Consider the following 15,485-nt stretch of genomic DNA (forward strand, 5'->3'; position numbering starts at 1 on the left):
TGGATGGCATAGCGCACACAGGCTCCTCTGCTTTCCAACTCATCTGCCAGCTGTTTCACCTGATGCTGAGCCTGCGCCAAAGCCATACCGTAGCCGGGTACTATGATTACGCTATTAGCTGCTGCCAATATTTCTCCTGCATTTTTTTGAGTCGGTGCATCGGAGGAGCATTCTGCTGTTTGCTGAGAGACTTTCCCTTGCTCTTGGGGCTTTATGCTGCTTTGTTTTGCTTTGGGTTTGTTCGATACTCCCATCAATATGCTCACCAAGCTGCGGTTCATAGCTCTACACATAATTTGCGTGAGCAGCAGACCGGAAGCTCCAACAATGCCTCCTACGGCAACAAGGAATATATCCCCAATAGCCATACCGGCAATAGACCCGGCAACCCCAGATAAGGAGTTGAGTAGGGAGATAGTGATAGGCATATCAGCCCCCCCTACACGAACGGAGAAGTATAAGCCAAACAAACCAGAGAAGATCACGCAACCCAAGATAAGAATGGACATACTTCCATCCTGTGGAATTGCTTGAGAAAGCATGATAAAACTAAGTGTAACGACCAAAGACAAGATCGTAACGACAGAGTGGAAAGGCCAGAAAATAGGCTTTTGCGGTAATAGTCGATGAAGTTTGCCTGCAGCCACCAAACTGCCGACCAACGTGATCATCCCAACCGCAATAGCGAGCATGGATGTAAACCGTATGAAGGGAATATAGCCATCAGATGCAGTATTGAAAATAAAGCCAATCATCGAAGCCGAAAGGATACCTACCAAGGCCGATGCCCCTCCACCCAATCCGTTGAAGAGGGCTACGAGTTGTGGCATCTGTATCATTTTGACTCTCTGTGCCATAACTCCGCCTATCAGAGCTCCCACAATCAGAGCTGGGTAGATAGTCCAAGCACTCAATATATCACTATGGATGATTGTAAGAACAATGCCTACAAGCATAGCGAATGCAGAGATGGTATTCCCCATGACGGCTGTTTTCACTCGGCTCATCATGGCTATACCCAGAAGCACAGCCAAAGAGAGGATTGTGCTAATGATAACGACCGATGTGCTAATCATGACTGTTTGTCTCCTTTCTTCTTCTTGTTGAACATCTGGAGCATCCTATGCGTGATGCCAAAGCCTCCGACCACGTTAATTGTAGCCAATATAATGGCTATGGTGCCGAACAACTGGGAAACGAAAAGATGGTTGCGCATTAACAGGGCTACCCCGGTAGCCGACAGAGCCCCCACGATAGTAACCCCGGAAAGAGCATTCATCCCGGACATGAGAGGTGTGTGTAGCAGACTCGGTACTGTTTTGATGATGAAATAGCCAACTATGGTGGCAATAACAAATACGGCTAATAATATCAGTGGATGTATCATCGTTTCTTTTTCTTTTTTCTGGACATAAAGCTCAAAGGGTGGTCGCCGAGTTTTTCAATTCCACGGTGGCCACCCTTCGGTTATGAGTTAATATTTCGTTGATCTATATCAGATTCCCATTGCCTCACGAGCCCCAGCGTGCACCAACTCTCCGTCTATGCAAACAAGGCTTTTGGCAATTACTTCGTCATTTCTGTCAAGAACTACCTGGCCATCTTTTACCAGATATTTTACCAAGTTGTAGAGGTTGTTCGAGAACATCCAAGTAGAGCTTGTAGGTAACAAGCCAGGGATATTCTTGACTCCCATAAGGGTTACATCGTGCTTCACTACGATGTCTCCAGCCGGAGTCAGAGCACAGTTACCTCCTTGGTCGATAGAGATATCCACAATTACCGATCCTCGTTTCATACCTTTGACCATTTCCTCTGTGATAATGACCGGAGCAATCTTGCCAGGGATAAGAGCTGAGCAGAAGACAATATCCATCTCCTGTATCGCTGCTGTGAGGGCTTTTCTTTCGCGCTCCAGTACATCATCGGGCAGTTTGTTGGCATAGCCACCCTCTGCGATGGCCAGTTCGGCGGGTACTGTGGTGTCGATGACTTTGGCTCCAAGGCTTTGTGCCTGTTCAGCTGCTGCCGGACGTATATCGGCTGCATAGGTGATGGCTCCCAATCGTTTGGCTGTGGCCAGGGCTTGCAAACCTGCCACACCTACTCCGATAACCATAACCTTGGCTGCATCTATCTTGCCCACTGCGGTAAACATCTGCGGCAAGAAACTGGTCACACGGTCTGCGGCCATGATAATCCCTTTGTAGCCTGCACAAGTACTCATAGAGGTCAAGGCGTCGAGGTTTTGGGCTCTGGAGATACGGGGGATCCCATCCAAAGTGATAGCTGTTACTCCCTTGTTGGCAAGATTTTTTACCATCTCGTGGTTGACAGGAGAAGCTGGGTGGATAAAGGTGATCAAATACTGACCCTTGTGCATCATGTCTACCTCGTGTTTCCCGACCTTCTCATTGAAAAGAGGTTCTTTAACCTTAAGGATCATTTCAGCCTCGTTGTAGATTTCTTCGGGCTTGTCTATCATACGGGCTCCGGCTTTGGTATAGTCCTCATCTCGATAGAGGGCTGCATCTCCGGCTCCTCGCTCTACAAGTACAGTAAATCCGTCTTGAACCAACTTTGCCACTGTCTCCGGAGTGGATGCCACACGAGCTTCGTCGTGCATAATCTCCTTGGGAATACCAATAATCATGTCTTTTTGTTGTTTGAGTTTGTATGTTGCGAAATCTTAGGTCTGCCTAAAGATTTCTTTTTGCTTAAAACTTCGCAAATATAAGAAGTATAATGGTAGGATTTGCGACTTTCCTGCTAATTTTTGATACTGTGGAATGAAAGAGGGTATACTACTGGTCGGGTGGGGCTCAGTACCCCATCATGGTAGGCCAAAGAGCCGTTTACATAGGTACGTCTGACACTGTGGGAAAAGGAATAGCCATCAAAGGGAGACCAGCCACATTTCGATAGAACTCGGCCGTCCTGCACCAAAAGAGGACGATGAGGATCTACCAATACAAGGTCTGCCCGATAACCCGGCCTGATGTAGCCACGATCGGGAATGCCAAATAGCTCTGCCGGCTGATGGGCCATTTTGCTTACAACTTGTTCCAGACTGAACTCTCCCATTCGGCTCAACTCCAGCATAAGCAGCAGAGAATGTTCTACCAATGGCCCCCCACTGGCCGCTGTGAGTACGTTGCCTTCTTTCTCTGTCAGTAGATGTGGGGCATGGTCTGTTGCAACAATATCTATGCATCCGTTGCGTACTGCTTGCCGAAGAGCTGCTCTATCGGAAGCGGCCTTGATGGCAGGGTTCCACTTTATTCTGTTGCCCAAGAGGGCGTAATCACTGTCACTGAACCAAAGATGATGCACACAAACTTCTGCCGTAATTCGCTTCTGACTCAGAGGTAAATCGGAGCGGAAGAGCCCCAGTTCTCGAGCCGTGGATATGTGCAAAATGTGGAGTCGCGCATTTGTCTTATCGGCCAATTCGACAGCTTCGGAGGAGGAGCGATAGCAAGCCTCTTCCGACCGTATAAGCGGATGAAAATGAATATCCAGATTTTTGCCAAATTTCTCCGTATAATAGGCCTTATTGGATTGTATAATGTTCTCTTGTTCACAGTGTGTAGCTATTAGCAGATCTGTTTCTCCAAATATCCTTCTGAGTGTTTCTTTGTTGTCTACCAGCATATTTCCGGTAGAAGCACCGAGGAAGAGCTTTAGCCCCGGCACCGTATGTTTGTCTACTCGCTTTATCTCGTCTATGTTGTCGTTCGTTCCACCGAAGAAAAAACCATAGTTCCCCCACGAGCATTCAGCCGCTCTCTCCTTTTTGGCCTGCCAAGCCTCCAGTGTAACGGTGGGGGGCTTGGTGTTCGGCATATCCATAAAAGACGTTATTCCTCCAGCTATAGCTGCCCGGCTTTCACTATAGAGGTCGGCTTTGTGAGTTAGCCCTGGGTCACGAAAATGTACCTGATCGTCAATACAACCGGGGAGCAAATACAGCCCTTGGCAGTTTACGACTTCATCTGCAATAGATCGCAAATGTTCTTCCTTTTCCGGTTCATAGAGGACAGCCTTGATGTCCGATCCTTCTATCAATACTGAGCCTCTCAGTCTTTGTCCCTCATTTATGATAAGAGCATCGGAGAGCAGGGTTTTCATCTTTCAGTTCCTTTCTTTTTGGGGAAGCCTTTGAATAAATGCCAATACCTCAACTTCAAAACACCTAAGAAAGCTTCTCCAAAGATGGATGAATTCATCTTGGATGTCCCCAATACTCTATTGGTAAATGTGATAGGGACTTCCTTGATTTTGTACTTCATGCAATGAGCTGTGTATTTCATTTCTATTTGGAAGGCATAGCCTTTGAAGTGTATCGAATCCAAGTCGATCGAATTCAAGACTTCTCGTTTGTAGCAAACAAATCCGGCGGTTGTATCCCGAACATTCATCCAAGTGATAAGACGCACGTACACGGAGGCGAAGTAGGACATCAAAATCCGTCCCAAAGGCCAGTTGTCTACTCTCCCTCCACGGATATAACGAGATCCTACGGAGACGTCTGCACCTTCTTGCGAACAGGCTTGGTACAGCTCCAGTAGCTTGTCTACAGGATGACTGAAATCACAGTCCATCTCAAAAATATAGTCGTAACCTTTCTCCAAAGACCATTTGAAGCCGGCAATGTAGGCTGTTCCTAATCCCTGTTTGCCTGAGCGTTCGATCATATGCACTCGAGATGGGTAGTCCTGCTGTTTTTGTCGTACGATGTCTGCGGTTCCATCCGGAGAATTGTCATCCACAACAAGAAGATCGAATTTATGAGGCAGGGACATTACCTTGTCGATCATAGAAGCGATGTTTTCTCGCTCATTGTAGGTCGGGATAATTACAATGCTATCCATTGGCAAAATTCTGTCATACGAAACTGTGCTTGAGAGACCAAGAGCGTGGAAAATCTTTCACACAAAGCCCTTGCAGATTTTCCTCGAGATTTGAAAGTCAAAACCAAGACTCGAAGGAGAGTCAAGGTACGAGCTCAACCTCTAATTGTCGGTAATACTGCATACCTCACTGCGCAACATGTTTCAAATGCGTTATTATTGAGGCAAATGTATGCAAAACCCTTTATACATAGTTCAATTTGGAAAAGAGAGCACGAGAGATAGGTCTCGGTCTTTGCAAGTCGATAGATTGACTGAAATAAGAGTCAGAAATGTTGAGGTTGGTGGGGTTTTCGTAAGTTTGTCTATCATGAAAGAATTGGAACAGGTAAGCGAATTTCGTTCATCTCCTGAGCTGGTAGAGAAGCTCTATAAATACAGCATCCTCAAAACTTATGAAGCCGGTAGCGTTATCCTCAATGAGAATGCCTATATACGCTCTATCCCTATCGTAACTCGTGGAGTAATGCGGGTAATTCGTACGGAAGAGGATGGGCGAGAGATTTTGTTGTACTATATCAAGGCAGGGGAGAGTTGTATTATGTCTTTTCTTGGAGGGCTACACAACGAAACGAGTAAGGTCAGGGTAGAAGTGGAGGATGATGCAGAGATCCTTTTTCTTCCGATGGACAAGGTCTCGCTTTTTATGAAAGAGCATCCCGAGTGGCTCAACTACATCTTTCGATCTTATCACAAGCGTTTTGAGGAATTGTTGGAGACGATCAATGCTATTGCTTTTAAGAAAGTGGATGAGCGTATGTTATCTCTCCTTCGGAAGAAATCCGAACTTACCGGCTCATCTACCATTCAGATCACACATGAGCAATTGGCAACAGAACTGGGTACGGCACGAGCTGTTGTCTCCAGGTTGCTCAAACAGCTGGAAGAAGCTGGTCAGGTTCGTCTTGGGCGTAACAAAATCTCTCTTATGTAACCAAAGTAGCTGTACGAGTCTCGGGAGAAGAAGACCTTTGTGCTATTATTTAATCCCGAGGATTTATGTACATAGCAGGTTATTTAGCTTCTGTCTTTATTGGGGTTGCTCTTGGTCTGATCGGAGGAGGTGGTAGTATACTTACCGTGCCCGTATTGGTCTATCTGATGGGAGTAGACCCCATGTTGGCCACGGCCTATTCGCTTTTCATTGTTGGGATAACCAGTGCAGTAGGGAGTGTCTCTTATTTCCGTCTTAATTTGGTAAATATTCGTACTGCAGCTGTCTTTGGCTTCCCTTCCATTGTGGCAGTGTTTCTTACCAGAGCCTACTTGGTCCCTGCTATTCCGTATGAGGTCTTTCGTATCAATGGCTTTTTAGTTACACGGGGGATGCTGTTGATGCTGCTCTTTGCTGTCATGATGCTTGTGACTTCTTTGAGTATGATCCGAACAGAGAAAGACAAACCGAAAGCAGAAACTAATAGAAGTCATTTCAACTATGGACTTATTCTACTCGAAGGAACTATAGTTGGTACTCTCACCGGCCTTGTTGGAGCCGGTGGTGGCTTTTTGGTCATTCCGGCTTTGCTTGTTCTTGGCAAACTTCCCATGAAAGAGGCGGTTGGGACATCTTTAATCATCATTTCTGCCAAATCCCTTATTGGTGTACTTGGGGAGCAAGGGATTGCCTATTGGAATTGGAGCCTTCTTTTGTTAGTTACGGTATTTGCTTCTGTGGGCATTTATTTTGGTATAATACTTTCCAAGAGAATTGACAGCAATAAATTGAAACCGCTCTTTGGTTGGTTTGTCTTGGCGATGGGAGTATACATCATTTTTAGGGAAGTAATCGGTATATGATTTCGATTTCCCCATTTGTGTAACAAAAGTAGCTGTACAGCTAATTGCTTTGGTGGATCTTTGTGTTCAGAAAAAATAGACATCAAAATATTTAGAACGGATGAAAGTAGAACAGATTTATACCGGTTGTTTGGCTCAAGGAGCTTATTACATTTCCTCGGAAGGAGAAGCAGCCATTATAGACCCTTTGCGTGATACGAAGCCTTATTTAGATAGGCTTGCGCATGATGCCGTGCAGCTTAAATATATCTTCGAGACACATTTTCATGCAGATTTTGTGAGTGGGCATCTTGACTTGAGTCATGACACTGGAGCACAGATCGTTTATGGCCCCACTGCCAAGCCTGGTTTTGAAGCTATTGTCGCTGAGGATAATCAAATTTTCAAAGTAGGGAAGGTTTCAATTCGCGTGATTCATACACCCGGACATACGATGGAGAGCTCTTGCTTTTTGCTCACGGATGAGGAAGGGCATGAACACGCCCTTTTTAGTGGTGATACACTCTTTTTGGGAGACGTGGGACGCCCTGATTTGGCACAAAAAGCAGCCAATTTGACCAAAGAAGAGCTGGCAGGTCTGCTCTATGATAGCCTCTACAACAAGATATTGCCTCTTGCGGATGACATTGTTATCTATCCGGCACATGGAGCTGGATCTGCTTGTGGAAAAAATATGATGAAAGAGACGGTGGACACTCTTGGCAATCAAAAGCGTGTAAACTATGCTTTCAACCAACCTTCTCGAGAGGCTTTCATCGCTTCTGTGATTGATGGGCTACTACCCCCTCCGGCTTATTTTGGAGGGAATGTAGCAATGAATAAACTTGGTTATGACCATTTTGAAAAGGTACTTGGTCGCAGTCTTGAGGCTCTCTCTCCGGACGAGTTTGAGAGTAAAGCAAAGTTGTTTGGAGCATTGATACTTGATACCAGAGCTATAGAGGATTTTGCTTCGGCATTTATTCCTCAATCTGTGAACATTGGAGTAGATGGTGATTTTGCGCCTTGGGCTGGGGCTATGATCATAGATGTGCAGCAACCTATTCTTATTGTTGCGGATCCGGGTCGAGAAGAGGAAGTTATTACTCGATTGGGGCGTGTAGGCTTCGATCATGTATTGGGCTATCTTGGCAGAGGCTTTGAGAGCTGGCTTGCTTCTGGCAAGCAGATCGATAGGGTAGAGCGTATCTCTGCCGAGCAGTTTGCCCACACAGTTGATTTAGGCATTGATCTTGTGATAGATGTACGCAAAGAGAGCGAGTTCCTTTCTGAGCACGTAGAGGGAGCTGACAATAAGCCTCTGGATTACATCAATGACTGGATTGGCAAGTTACCACGAGACAGACACTTCTATCTGCATTGTGCCGGTGGTTATCGCAGTATGATTGCTGCAAGCATTTTGCAAGCACGAGGTTATCGCAATTTTACGGACATAATCGGAGGCTTTTCCGCTATTGCTCAGACCAATATTTCTAAAACTGATTTTGTATGTCAAAGCAGAGTATCAAAAAAATAGTATTAACCATCGTATATATATCAATCGTATTTATCATGTTCGGATTATTCAAGAATCTTTTCGGCCAGCCAGATAACAATCGTTTGGCACAGGCTATACAAGAAGGTGCTTATCTCGTAGATGTTCGTACTCCTGGAGAATTTGCCTCTGGCAGTGTGCGGGGAGCTGTAAATATCCCATTGGATCAGATTCAGGCCCAGATCGACAAATTCAAAGACAAGAAGACTATTGTTGTTTTCTGTCGTAGTGGAGGTCGAAGTTTGCAGGCCAAGAGCATACTTGAGCGAAATGGATTTGACAATGTGATCAATGGAGGAACTTGGGAGAATGTAGCCTCTGTCAAACAAATCTGTAGAAGCCAATAAGGAGGCCTTGTTTCTTGATGTGAGGAACAAAAAGGGAGGTCATAGAGAAGTGCACCCTGAAAGTTTTTCGTCCAATTTTTAGGGTTCACTTCGTAGTCCGAAAACTTAAAGTTTGAGTAGTGCTCTCGAATATGAAGATGCTCAAAGTAAATGTCTGATGCAGTTGCGAGTTAGATCATTGCTAAATTTTTTCGATCAAAATAGAGGATCTTCTTTTATGCTTTTACTTTTTCGAGAGGGGGTAGTCCAATTTTCTATATATTTGTCTCGGCTGAGGAATCAAACTCTCTGATGAATAGGGGTGGATTGTTTACGAGAGCGGTCTCTCGTAATATGGTTTAATTCTTGTTATCCTTGTTGTCGAGAGAGGTTGCTTTCTCTTCTTTTGTCTTATCGCCTCGCAATTATCTGAGAAATAGAGGAGCTCTGAGAATTGAGCAGAGGTGGTGATATAATTATCCTTTTGAGTGTGGACTCCTCTATCTAGTGATCGAAGAAAAACTATTCTAAAAATTGAAGTGAGATGAGCAAATCTACAATTTCTCTTGCCAAGTTTTTTGGCATACTGTTGTCAGGCCTGTTCCTGATGACAACTTATTCTTATGCAGTAGAACCAGTAGTAACTTTGACGGTGAACGATACGTCCGGTGAATGGGCATTCAGTATATCTGCTCGAGATGAAGATAAGAAAGATTGTTGGATCGACTGGAACAACAATGGTCAAAAAGATGGTGGTGAGGAAATTGATCAACAAGAATGGGAGGATATTATTAGACGTCCTATTACAAAGACAACAATTAAGCTGCATGGTAAGCTTTCTACTTTTGAATGCACCAGAGTCAATCAACTTTCTGCAGTATCTTTTTCCGAAAGTGAAGATCTGTATGAAGTTCTGATAGAAAATGGACAGCTGACAAGTTTAGATGTCAGTCCTCTAAAAAGACTTCAGGCTTTGCACTGCACGAACAATAACCTTTCTTCATTAGATGTTTCTTCTAATGAGTCTCTGGAGACACTTATGTGTCGAAAGAATAAAATAACCTCATTGAAGCTCCCTTCTTCGGATGACTTTACTACACTTACTTGTTCTGAGAATTATCTTGAGTCGATAGATCTGTCAACAGTTCCTTATCTGGAAATTTTTGGCTGCTCCGACAATAGAATATCTGAGATAATTATAGATGGTTTTGAGAGTATGGAGGAACTGGACTTGAGTAATAACAATCTTAGTAAAATAACTCTGAGTAATCTCCCTTCCTTGACAGCTCTGCATATAAGCAAGAATGGACTCGAAAAAATAGATCTTTCCTCCCTTAGCAAGTTGGAGAAGCTTGAGTGTGATAACAATAAGTTGAGTGAGATTGATTTGACTAAGAACCCACAGTGTCGAATCCTTAAATGCTACGGAAACCGAATTGGAGATGCATCTAAGATGGAAAAGTTGATATCTTCTCTTGGAGCTAAAACAGATGATCTTCCCGGTCTTTTTGCAGTTGTGGATACGAAGAATGCCAACGAAGGCAACAGAATTACTCCCACACAGGTACAGGGAATGAAAGCAAAGAAATGGAGAGTATTTGATCATAAGGGAGGCGCAAATGATGGTAAAAATGAATATGATGGAGATGGGACGGAAACACCTAAGTTTAGTGTAACTCTGGATTTTGATCCACAGTTTGCTACAATGCGTATCGAACAGGATGTTGATTTGAAATCAGTTGAGAGAGACACTGAGTTGAGTGTAATTATTGACTATAAGTTCCAAGGTATATATCTGTCCGAACTTACTGCCAATGGTGTGGATATTCGTGATAAAAAGAAATTTGTAGTGAGAGAAAATACGGTTGTAAAAGCAACTTTTGGAAGATTGGTTTACCCTGTAACAACTAAGGTTATAGGAGAGGGGGATGTTGTTGTAAAAGGATTTCATGATCTAAGCAAAGTCCCAGTAGGAGAAAAACTTACCGTTGAGGCCACACCTAAGGCTGGTTGGGCTTTGCAGAGTATCAAAGTCGGTAAAGAGGATATTACCGAGAATAAGGAGTTTCATCTAAAGGAAAAGAGCGAAGTGGTAGTGACATTCGTACAAGGTGGGGCTGCTGAAATCGTAGAAAATCCTTCTTTGAAACTCTATCCCAATCCCGTTGCAAGCTACATAACTCTTACTGGAGCGCGAGCACAAGCTGAGATACGTATCTTCTCGATTGATGGTAGCCCTGTATATACAGGACTGGCAGATACTCAGGGGCACGCTCTTATTGACTTGTCTGGCTTGTTGAATGGATTTTACTTAGTACAGGTGGGTAAAGATATTCAGACCATAGAGGTGCGTCATTGATCTTCCTTCCAATTTTTTAATACTAAATTCAGATAGAGAGTTCCCTTCCCGAGGAGATTAACCTTGGGGAGGGAACTTTTTTATTGTCTCTGTCTTGAGGCTTCTGATTCTTTTGAGACTGTTGCGTTAATGAGCATATGTAATGATCTCTTTTGTTTTTGATTTTCTCTCATGAAACTGCTTGAGAAAGCTGTTTCAACACTCTTTTCTGAGACTAAAGAATAAGTCTTAATAAGAGCCCATGAGTCGAAATAAAAGGCTACTTTTGCGAAGCAAAGGCCGATACAACGTGCCTTAAAACCTAAAACAACAATATGTTATGAAGCTTCCTTTTTCCGAATCTTACCGCATCAAAATGGTAGAGCACATTCGCAGAAGTACCCGTGAGGAACGTGAAGAATGGATCAAAGATGCGCATTACAATCTTTTCCAACTCAAAAGTGAGCAAGTATTTATCGATTTGCTTACTGACTCCGGTACCGGAGCGATGAGTGATCGTCAGTGGTCTGCCATGATGTTGGGTGATGAAAGCTATGCAGGAGCCAGTTCATATTACAATATGAAGTCAGCAATCAAAGATATTTTGGGGTTTGATTACTTCTTGCCTACTCACCAAGGGCGTGCGGCTGAGAATGTCCTATTCTCCACTATATTGAAGGAGGGAGATGTGGTGCCCGGTAATTCTCACTTTGATACGACTAAGGGACATATCGAATTCAGGCGTTGTGCTGCGCCGGACTGCACGATAGATGAAGCTGCAGATACTCAGTTGGAAATCCCTTTCAAAGGAAATATGGATCCTGCCAAATTGGAGAAAATCCTCAAAGAAACTCCACATGACAAGCTCCCCTGTGTGGTATTGACCGTTACAAACAATACGGCTGGAGGGCAACCTGTTTCTATGAAGAATATCAAAGAGGTTGCTGCTTTATGTAAGCAGTACGATGTACCTCTTTTGATGGACTCCGCTCGATTTGCCGAGAATGCATATTTCATCAAACAAAGAGAAGAAGGCTATGCGGATAAGACAATAAAGGAAATCGTAAGGGAGATGTACCAATACGCTGATATAATGACGATGTCCAGCAAGAAAGATGCGATCGTAAATATGGGCGGATTTGTTGCTTTCAAGAGCAAAGACTTATGGCATAGGTGCCAAATGTTCTGCATTATGAATGAGGGCTATATCACCTACGGTGGAATGAGCGGACGTGACATGAACGCTTTGGCTCAAGGATTGGATGAGGGGACCGAGTTCGATACTTTGGATTCTCGCATTCATCAGGTTGCTTATTTGGGTGCCAAATTGGATGAATATGGCATCCCTTACCAGCGACCAGCAGGTGGACATGCCATATTTCTCGATGCAAAAAAGATCCTTACGAATGTCCCCAAGGAAGAATTTATTGCTCAAACATTGGCTGTAGAGCTTTATCTCGAAGCTGGCATCCGAGGCGTGGAGATTGGTTCTATTTTGGCAGACCGTGATCCGGTTACAAGAGAGAACCGTTATCCTCGTTTGGAATTGTTGCGCTTGGCCATCCCGAGACGCACCTATACGGACAACCACATGGACGTAGTGGCTGCTGCCGTGAAGAATGTATATGACAGACGAGACAGCATCAAGAGAGGATATGTGATTACAGCAGAATTGCCAGTGATGCGTCATTTTACGGTGGAGCTGGACAAGGCCAAATAAGTGCGAACTTATCAGTATTACTACATAAAAATAACAGATTAAGTACAATGAAGAAGGACAATGTAATCTTCGACCTGATTGAGAAAGAGCATCAGCGCCAACTCAAAGGTATTGAGCTAATCGCTTCGGAGAACTTTGTAAGTGATCAGGTGATGGCTGCGATGGGTAGCTACATGACCAATAAATATGCTGAAGGATACCCTGGTAAACGGTATTATGGAGGTTGCGAAGTGGTGGACCAAAGCGAACAAATCGCCATAGATCGTATCAAGCAACTCTACAACGCCGAATGGGCGAATGTGCAGCCTCACTCGGGAGCTCAAGCCAATATGGCAGTGTTGCTTGCTTGTTTGGAGCCGGGGGATACTTTTATGGGGCTCAATTTGGCGCATGGCGGACACCTTTCGCATGGAGCTCCAGTCAATAGCTCTGGTTTGATTTATCGTCCTTGTGAGTATAACGTAGGCGAAGAGGATGGCCGTGTAGACTACGATATGATGGAACGTGTGGCTTTGGAGAAAAAGCCTAAACTGATCATTGGTGGTGGTTCGGCTTATTGTCGTGAGTGGGACTACAAGCGTATGCGTGAGATAGCAGACAAGATTGGTGCAATCCTCATGGTAGATATGGCACACCCTGCCGGGCTGATTGCTGCGGGTCTGCTTGAGAATCCGCTCAAATATGCCCACGTTGTAACTTCTACTACACACAAAACACTCCGTGGCCCTCGTGGTGGAATTATTTTGCTTGGCAAAGACTTTGAAAACCCATGGGATAAGAAAACATCTAAGGGGGAAATCAAGAAAATGTCTGCACTTTTGGATTCTGCTGTATTCCCAGGCGTGCAGGGAGGTCCTTTGGAACACGTGATTGCAGCCAAGGCTGTTGCTTTTGGAGAAGCTTTGCAGCCTGAGTTCAAGGCTTACCAACAGCAGGTTAAGCTCAATGCTTCTACCATGGCCCAAGCTCTCGTAGATAAGGGTTATAAACTCGTTTCTGGCGGAACGGATAACCACTGTATACTGGTAGACTTGAGGACTAAGTTCCCCGAGCTGACAGGAAAGGTGGCAGAGAAAGCTCTTGTGGCAGCCGATATTACTTGCAACAAGAATATGGTACCCTTCGACACACGTTCTCCTTTCCAGACCTCTGGGATCCGTCTGGGTACACCGGCGATCACTACCCGTGGGGTGAAAGAAGACCAAATGGGAGTAATTGTAGAAATGATCGACCGTGTGTTGTCTTCTCCAGAGGATGAGAAAGTCATAGCAGCCGTACGAGCAGAGGTGAACAAGATGATGTCGGCCTACGAATTGTATGCCTGGTAATTCTCTCGCAGTAAAGTTATTGCTCAATGAATGATTAAAAGCCCTCGCAAATCGTTTGATTTGACGAGGGCTTTTGGGTATATGAAATCTGTAGATTCTCTATATCTGACCTACAATTTAGAATTAAAGACAGAGGCTTGGCCGAACGAGACTTTGCCTCAAAACATCGAAGCGATATGATGAAAAATGAAGAGCTGAAAAAAAGCGGCTTTGCTACCCGCGCCATCCATGCCGGATCTGTAGAAAATGAGTTTGGTACATTGGCTGCTCCTATCTACCAAACTTCCACTTTCGTGTTTGAGAATGCTGCCCAAGGAGGTAAACGTTTTGCATTGGAAGAAGAAGGTTATATCTATACCAGACTCGGCAATCCCACTTGTACCATGGTGGAAGAAAAGTTGGCCATGCTGGAAGGTGGAGAGGCTGCGTGCAGTATGTCTTCTGGAATAGGAGCTATTAGCTCCGCTATCTGGGTCCTGGTTAAGGCTGGAGATCACATTGTAGCAGGCAAGACCCTCTATGGTTGTACCTTCTCTTTCCTGGAGCATGGTCTTAGTCGCTATGGAGTAGAGGTCACATTTGTAGATATGCGCGATCCAGAAAACGTGCGTAAGGCCATGAGACCCAATACTAAACTTGTGTACATAGAGACTCCTGCCAACCCCAATATGTACATCACGGACATTGATGCGGTAGCTAAGATCGCCCACAGTCAAGAAGGCGTGCAAGTAATGGTGGATAATACCTACGCCACTCCTTATCTCACTCGCCCATTAGAGCATGGCGCAGATATGGTAGTTCATTCGGCAACAAAATATCTCAATGGGCATGGTGATGTAATCGCCGGATTTGCAGTGGGGAAAAAGGAGTATATCGATCAAGTGCGTTTGTTGGGAGTAAAAGACCTGACTGGAGCTTCCATGAGCCCGTTCGATGCTTGGCTTATCAACCGAGGAATGAAGACTCTTGAGGTTCGCATGGATCGTCATTGCAGTAATGCTCAAAAAGTGGCCGAGTTCCTTGAGCAGCATCCCGCTGTGCAAAATATCGCCTATCCGGGTCTGAAGAGCTTCCCTCAATATGACTTGGCTAAAAGGCTTATGGATCAGCCCGGTGCGATGATTGCTTTTGAAGTCAAAGGCGGACGAGAAGCCGGTATTACTCTTATGGATAGCGTGCAACTTTGTTCTCTTGCTGTCAGTCTTGGAGATACTGAAACATTGATACAGCACCCGGCCTCTATGACTCACTCTCCTTATACTCCCGAAGAGCGTGCCGCCAGTGATATTTCCGAAGGTCTTGTGCGGCTTTCCGTCGGTTTGGAAAATCCGGAAGATATCATAGCTGACCTTAAACAAGGGTTAGACAAACTGATCTGATTATATCCCTATTTTCCCAAGCCTCTTTAGGCAGGATTTTTTTAGGACATTTATGTTGCCCCCCAATCGTGCTCGGTTGGGGGGCTTGTGTTTGGGAAAGTGCTCAAAGCAAATTTGTTATCTTCGCAGACAATAGTAATTCCTTTCTGT

Annotated in this window: 13 protein-coding genes; 8 read left to right on the forward strand and 5 right to left on the reverse strand. The window is 44.6% G+C overall.

Annotation, left to right across the window (positions count from 1 at the left end; genetic code table 11):
• From B5D48_RS00830 to B5D48_RS00850, 5 genes are all read right to left on the reverse strand, one after another.
• On the reverse strand, positions 1-1,076 hold a 1,076-nt coding region (locus B5D48_RS00830; RefSeq protein ID WP_143742781.1), incomplete at its 3' end, for an NAD(P)(+) transhydrogenase (Re/Si-specific) subunit beta.
• Positions 1,073-1,384 carry an NAD(P) transhydrogenase subunit alpha part 2 gene (locus tag B5D48_RS00835; RefSeq protein ID WP_036887747.1) on the reverse strand — a complete coding sequence of 104 codons (312 nt, stop codon included), beginning with the start codon at positions 1,382-1,384 and terminating at the stop codon, positions 1,073-1,075. The genes B5D48_RS00830 and B5D48_RS00835, both read right to left, overlap by 4 nt.
• 111 nt (positions 1,385-1,495) lie before the next feature.
• The gene (locus B5D48_RS00840) at positions 1,496-2,653 is read right to left on the reverse strand and encodes an NAD(P) transhydrogenase subunit alpha (RefSeq protein WP_023937480.1); all 1,158 of its coding nucleotides are present in this window, start codon (positions 2,651-2,653) and stop codon (positions 1,496-1,498) included.
• Positions 2,654-2,769: 116 nt separating this feature from the next.
• Positions 2,770-4,131, reverse strand: coding sequence for a dihydroorotase (locus tag B5D48_RS00845; RefSeq protein ID WP_023937479.1), 1,362 nt, complete (start codon positions 4,129-4,131; stop codon positions 2,770-2,772).
• The gene (locus B5D48_RS00850) at positions 4,128-4,874 is read right to left on the reverse strand and encodes a polyprenol monophosphomannose synthase (protein WP_023937478.1); all 747 of its coding nucleotides are present in this window, start codon (positions 4,872-4,874) and stop codon (positions 4,128-4,130) included. The genes B5D48_RS00845 and B5D48_RS00850 overlap by 4 nt, the downstream gene beginning before the upstream one ends.
• 349 nt (positions 4,875-5,223) lie before the next feature.
• Here B5D48_RS00850 and B5D48_RS00855 point away from each other — a divergent pair, with 349 nt between their 5' ends.
• The 8 genes from B5D48_RS00855 to megL all read left to right on the forward strand — a co-directional run bounded on the left by B5D48_RS00855 (position 5,224) and on the right by megL (position 15,335).
• The gene (locus B5D48_RS00855) at positions 5,224-5,847 is read left to right on the forward strand and encodes a Crp/Fnr family transcriptional regulator (protein ID WP_036890327.1); all 624 of its coding nucleotides are present in this window, start codon (positions 5,224-5,226) and stop codon (positions 5,845-5,847) included.
• A 65-nt stretch (positions 5,848-5,912) separates the two neighbouring features.
• Positions 5,913-6,710: a sulfite exporter TauE/SafE family protein gene (locus B5D48_RS00860; protein WP_023937475.1), complete on the forward strand. Its 798-nt coding sequence runs from the start codon at positions 5,913-5,915 to the stop codon at positions 6,708-6,710.
• 100 nt (positions 6,711-6,810) lie between these two features.
• Entirely contained in the window at positions 6,811-8,226 is a 1,416-nt protein-coding gene (locus B5D48_RS00865; RefSeq protein WP_023937473.1) for an MBL fold metallo-hydrolase, read from the forward strand.
• Positions 8,199-8,591 (forward strand): rhodanese-like domain-containing protein, encoded by a 393-nt coding sequence (locus B5D48_RS00870; protein ID WP_042120251.1) that lies wholly within the window; start codon positions 8,199-8,201, stop codon positions 8,589-8,591. The genes B5D48_RS00865 and B5D48_RS00870 overlap by 28 nt, the downstream gene beginning before the upstream one ends.
• A 523-nt stretch (positions 8,592-9,114) precedes the next feature.
• Positions 9,115-10,929 (forward strand): T9SS type A sorting domain-containing protein, encoded by a 1,815-nt coding sequence (locus B5D48_RS00875; protein WP_023937470.1) that lies wholly within the window; start codon positions 9,115-9,117, stop codon positions 10,927-10,929.
• Between the two features lie 319 nt (positions 10,930-11,248).
• Positions 11,249-12,628 carry a tryptophanase TnaA gene (locus B5D48_RS00880; protein ID WP_023937469.1) on the forward strand — a complete coding sequence of 460 codons (1,380 nt, stop codon included), beginning with the start codon at positions 11,249-11,251 and terminating at the stop codon, positions 12,626-12,628.
• A gap of 47 nt (positions 12,629-12,675) precedes the next feature.
• Entirely contained in the window at positions 12,676-13,956 is a 1,281-nt protein-coding gene (gene glyA / locus B5D48_RS00885; protein ID WP_023937467.1) for a serine hydroxymethyltransferase, read from the forward strand.
• 179 nt (positions 13,957-14,135) lie between these two features.
• Positions 14,136-15,335 carry a methionine gamma-lyase gene (megL, locus tag B5D48_RS00890; RefSeq protein ID WP_200805327.1) on the forward strand — a complete coding sequence of 400 codons (1,200 nt, stop codon included), beginning with the start codon at positions 14,136-14,138 and terminating at the stop codon, positions 15,333-15,335.
• Positions 15,336-15,485 lie beyond the last annotated feature (150 nt).

The organism is Porphyromonas crevioricanis, from assembly GCF_900167225.1.
In the GTDB taxonomy this organism is placed as follows: Bacteria; Bacteroidota; Bacteroidia; order Bacteroidales; family Porphyromonadaceae; genus Porphyromonas; species Porphyromonas crevioricanis.

Bases quoted from the DNA above. Each gene is read 5' to 3' on its own strand.
- B5D48_RS00870 (WP_042120251.1), top strand. From the start codon at position 8,199: ATGTCAAAGCAGAGTATCAAAAAAATAGTATTAACCATCGTATATATA.
- B5D48_RS00865 (WP_023937473.1), top strand. From the start codon at position 6,811: ATGAAAGTAGAACAGATTTATACCGGTTGTTTGGCTCAAGGAGCTTAT.
- B5D48_RS00850 (WP_023937478.1), bottom strand. From the start codon at position 4,874: ATGGATAGCATTGTAATTATCCCGACCTACAATGAGCGAGAAAACATC.
- B5D48_RS00840 (WP_023937480.1), bottom strand. From the start codon at position 2,653: ATGATTATTGGTATTCCCAAGGAGATTATGCACGACGAAGCTCGTGTG.
- B5D48_RS00845 (WP_023937479.1), bottom strand. From the start codon at position 4,131: ATGAAAACCCTGCTCTCCGATGCTCTTATCATAAATGAGGGACAAAGA.
- B5D48_RS00875 (WP_023937470.1), top strand. From the start codon at position 9,115: ATGAGCAAATCTACAATTTCTCTTGCCAAGTTTTTTGGCATACTGTTG.
- B5D48_RS00855 (WP_036890327.1), top strand. From the start codon at position 5,224: ATGAAAGAATTGGAACAGGTAAGCGAATTTCGTTCATCTCCTGAGCTG.
- B5D48_RS00880 (WP_023937469.1), top strand. From the start codon at position 11,249: ATGAAGCTTCCTTTTTCCGAATCTTACCGCATCAAAATGGTAGAGCAC.
- B5D48_RS00860 (WP_023937475.1), top strand. From the start codon at position 5,913: ATGTACATAGCAGGTTATTTAGCTTCTGTCTTTATTGGGGTTGCTCTT.
- glyA (WP_023937467.1), top strand. From the start codon at position 12,676: ATGAAGAAGGACAATGTAATCTTCGACCTGATTGAGAAAGAGCATCAG.
- megL (WP_200805327.1), top strand. From the start codon at position 14,136: ATGAAAAATGAAGAGCTGAAAAAAAGCGGCTTTGCTACCCGCGCCATC.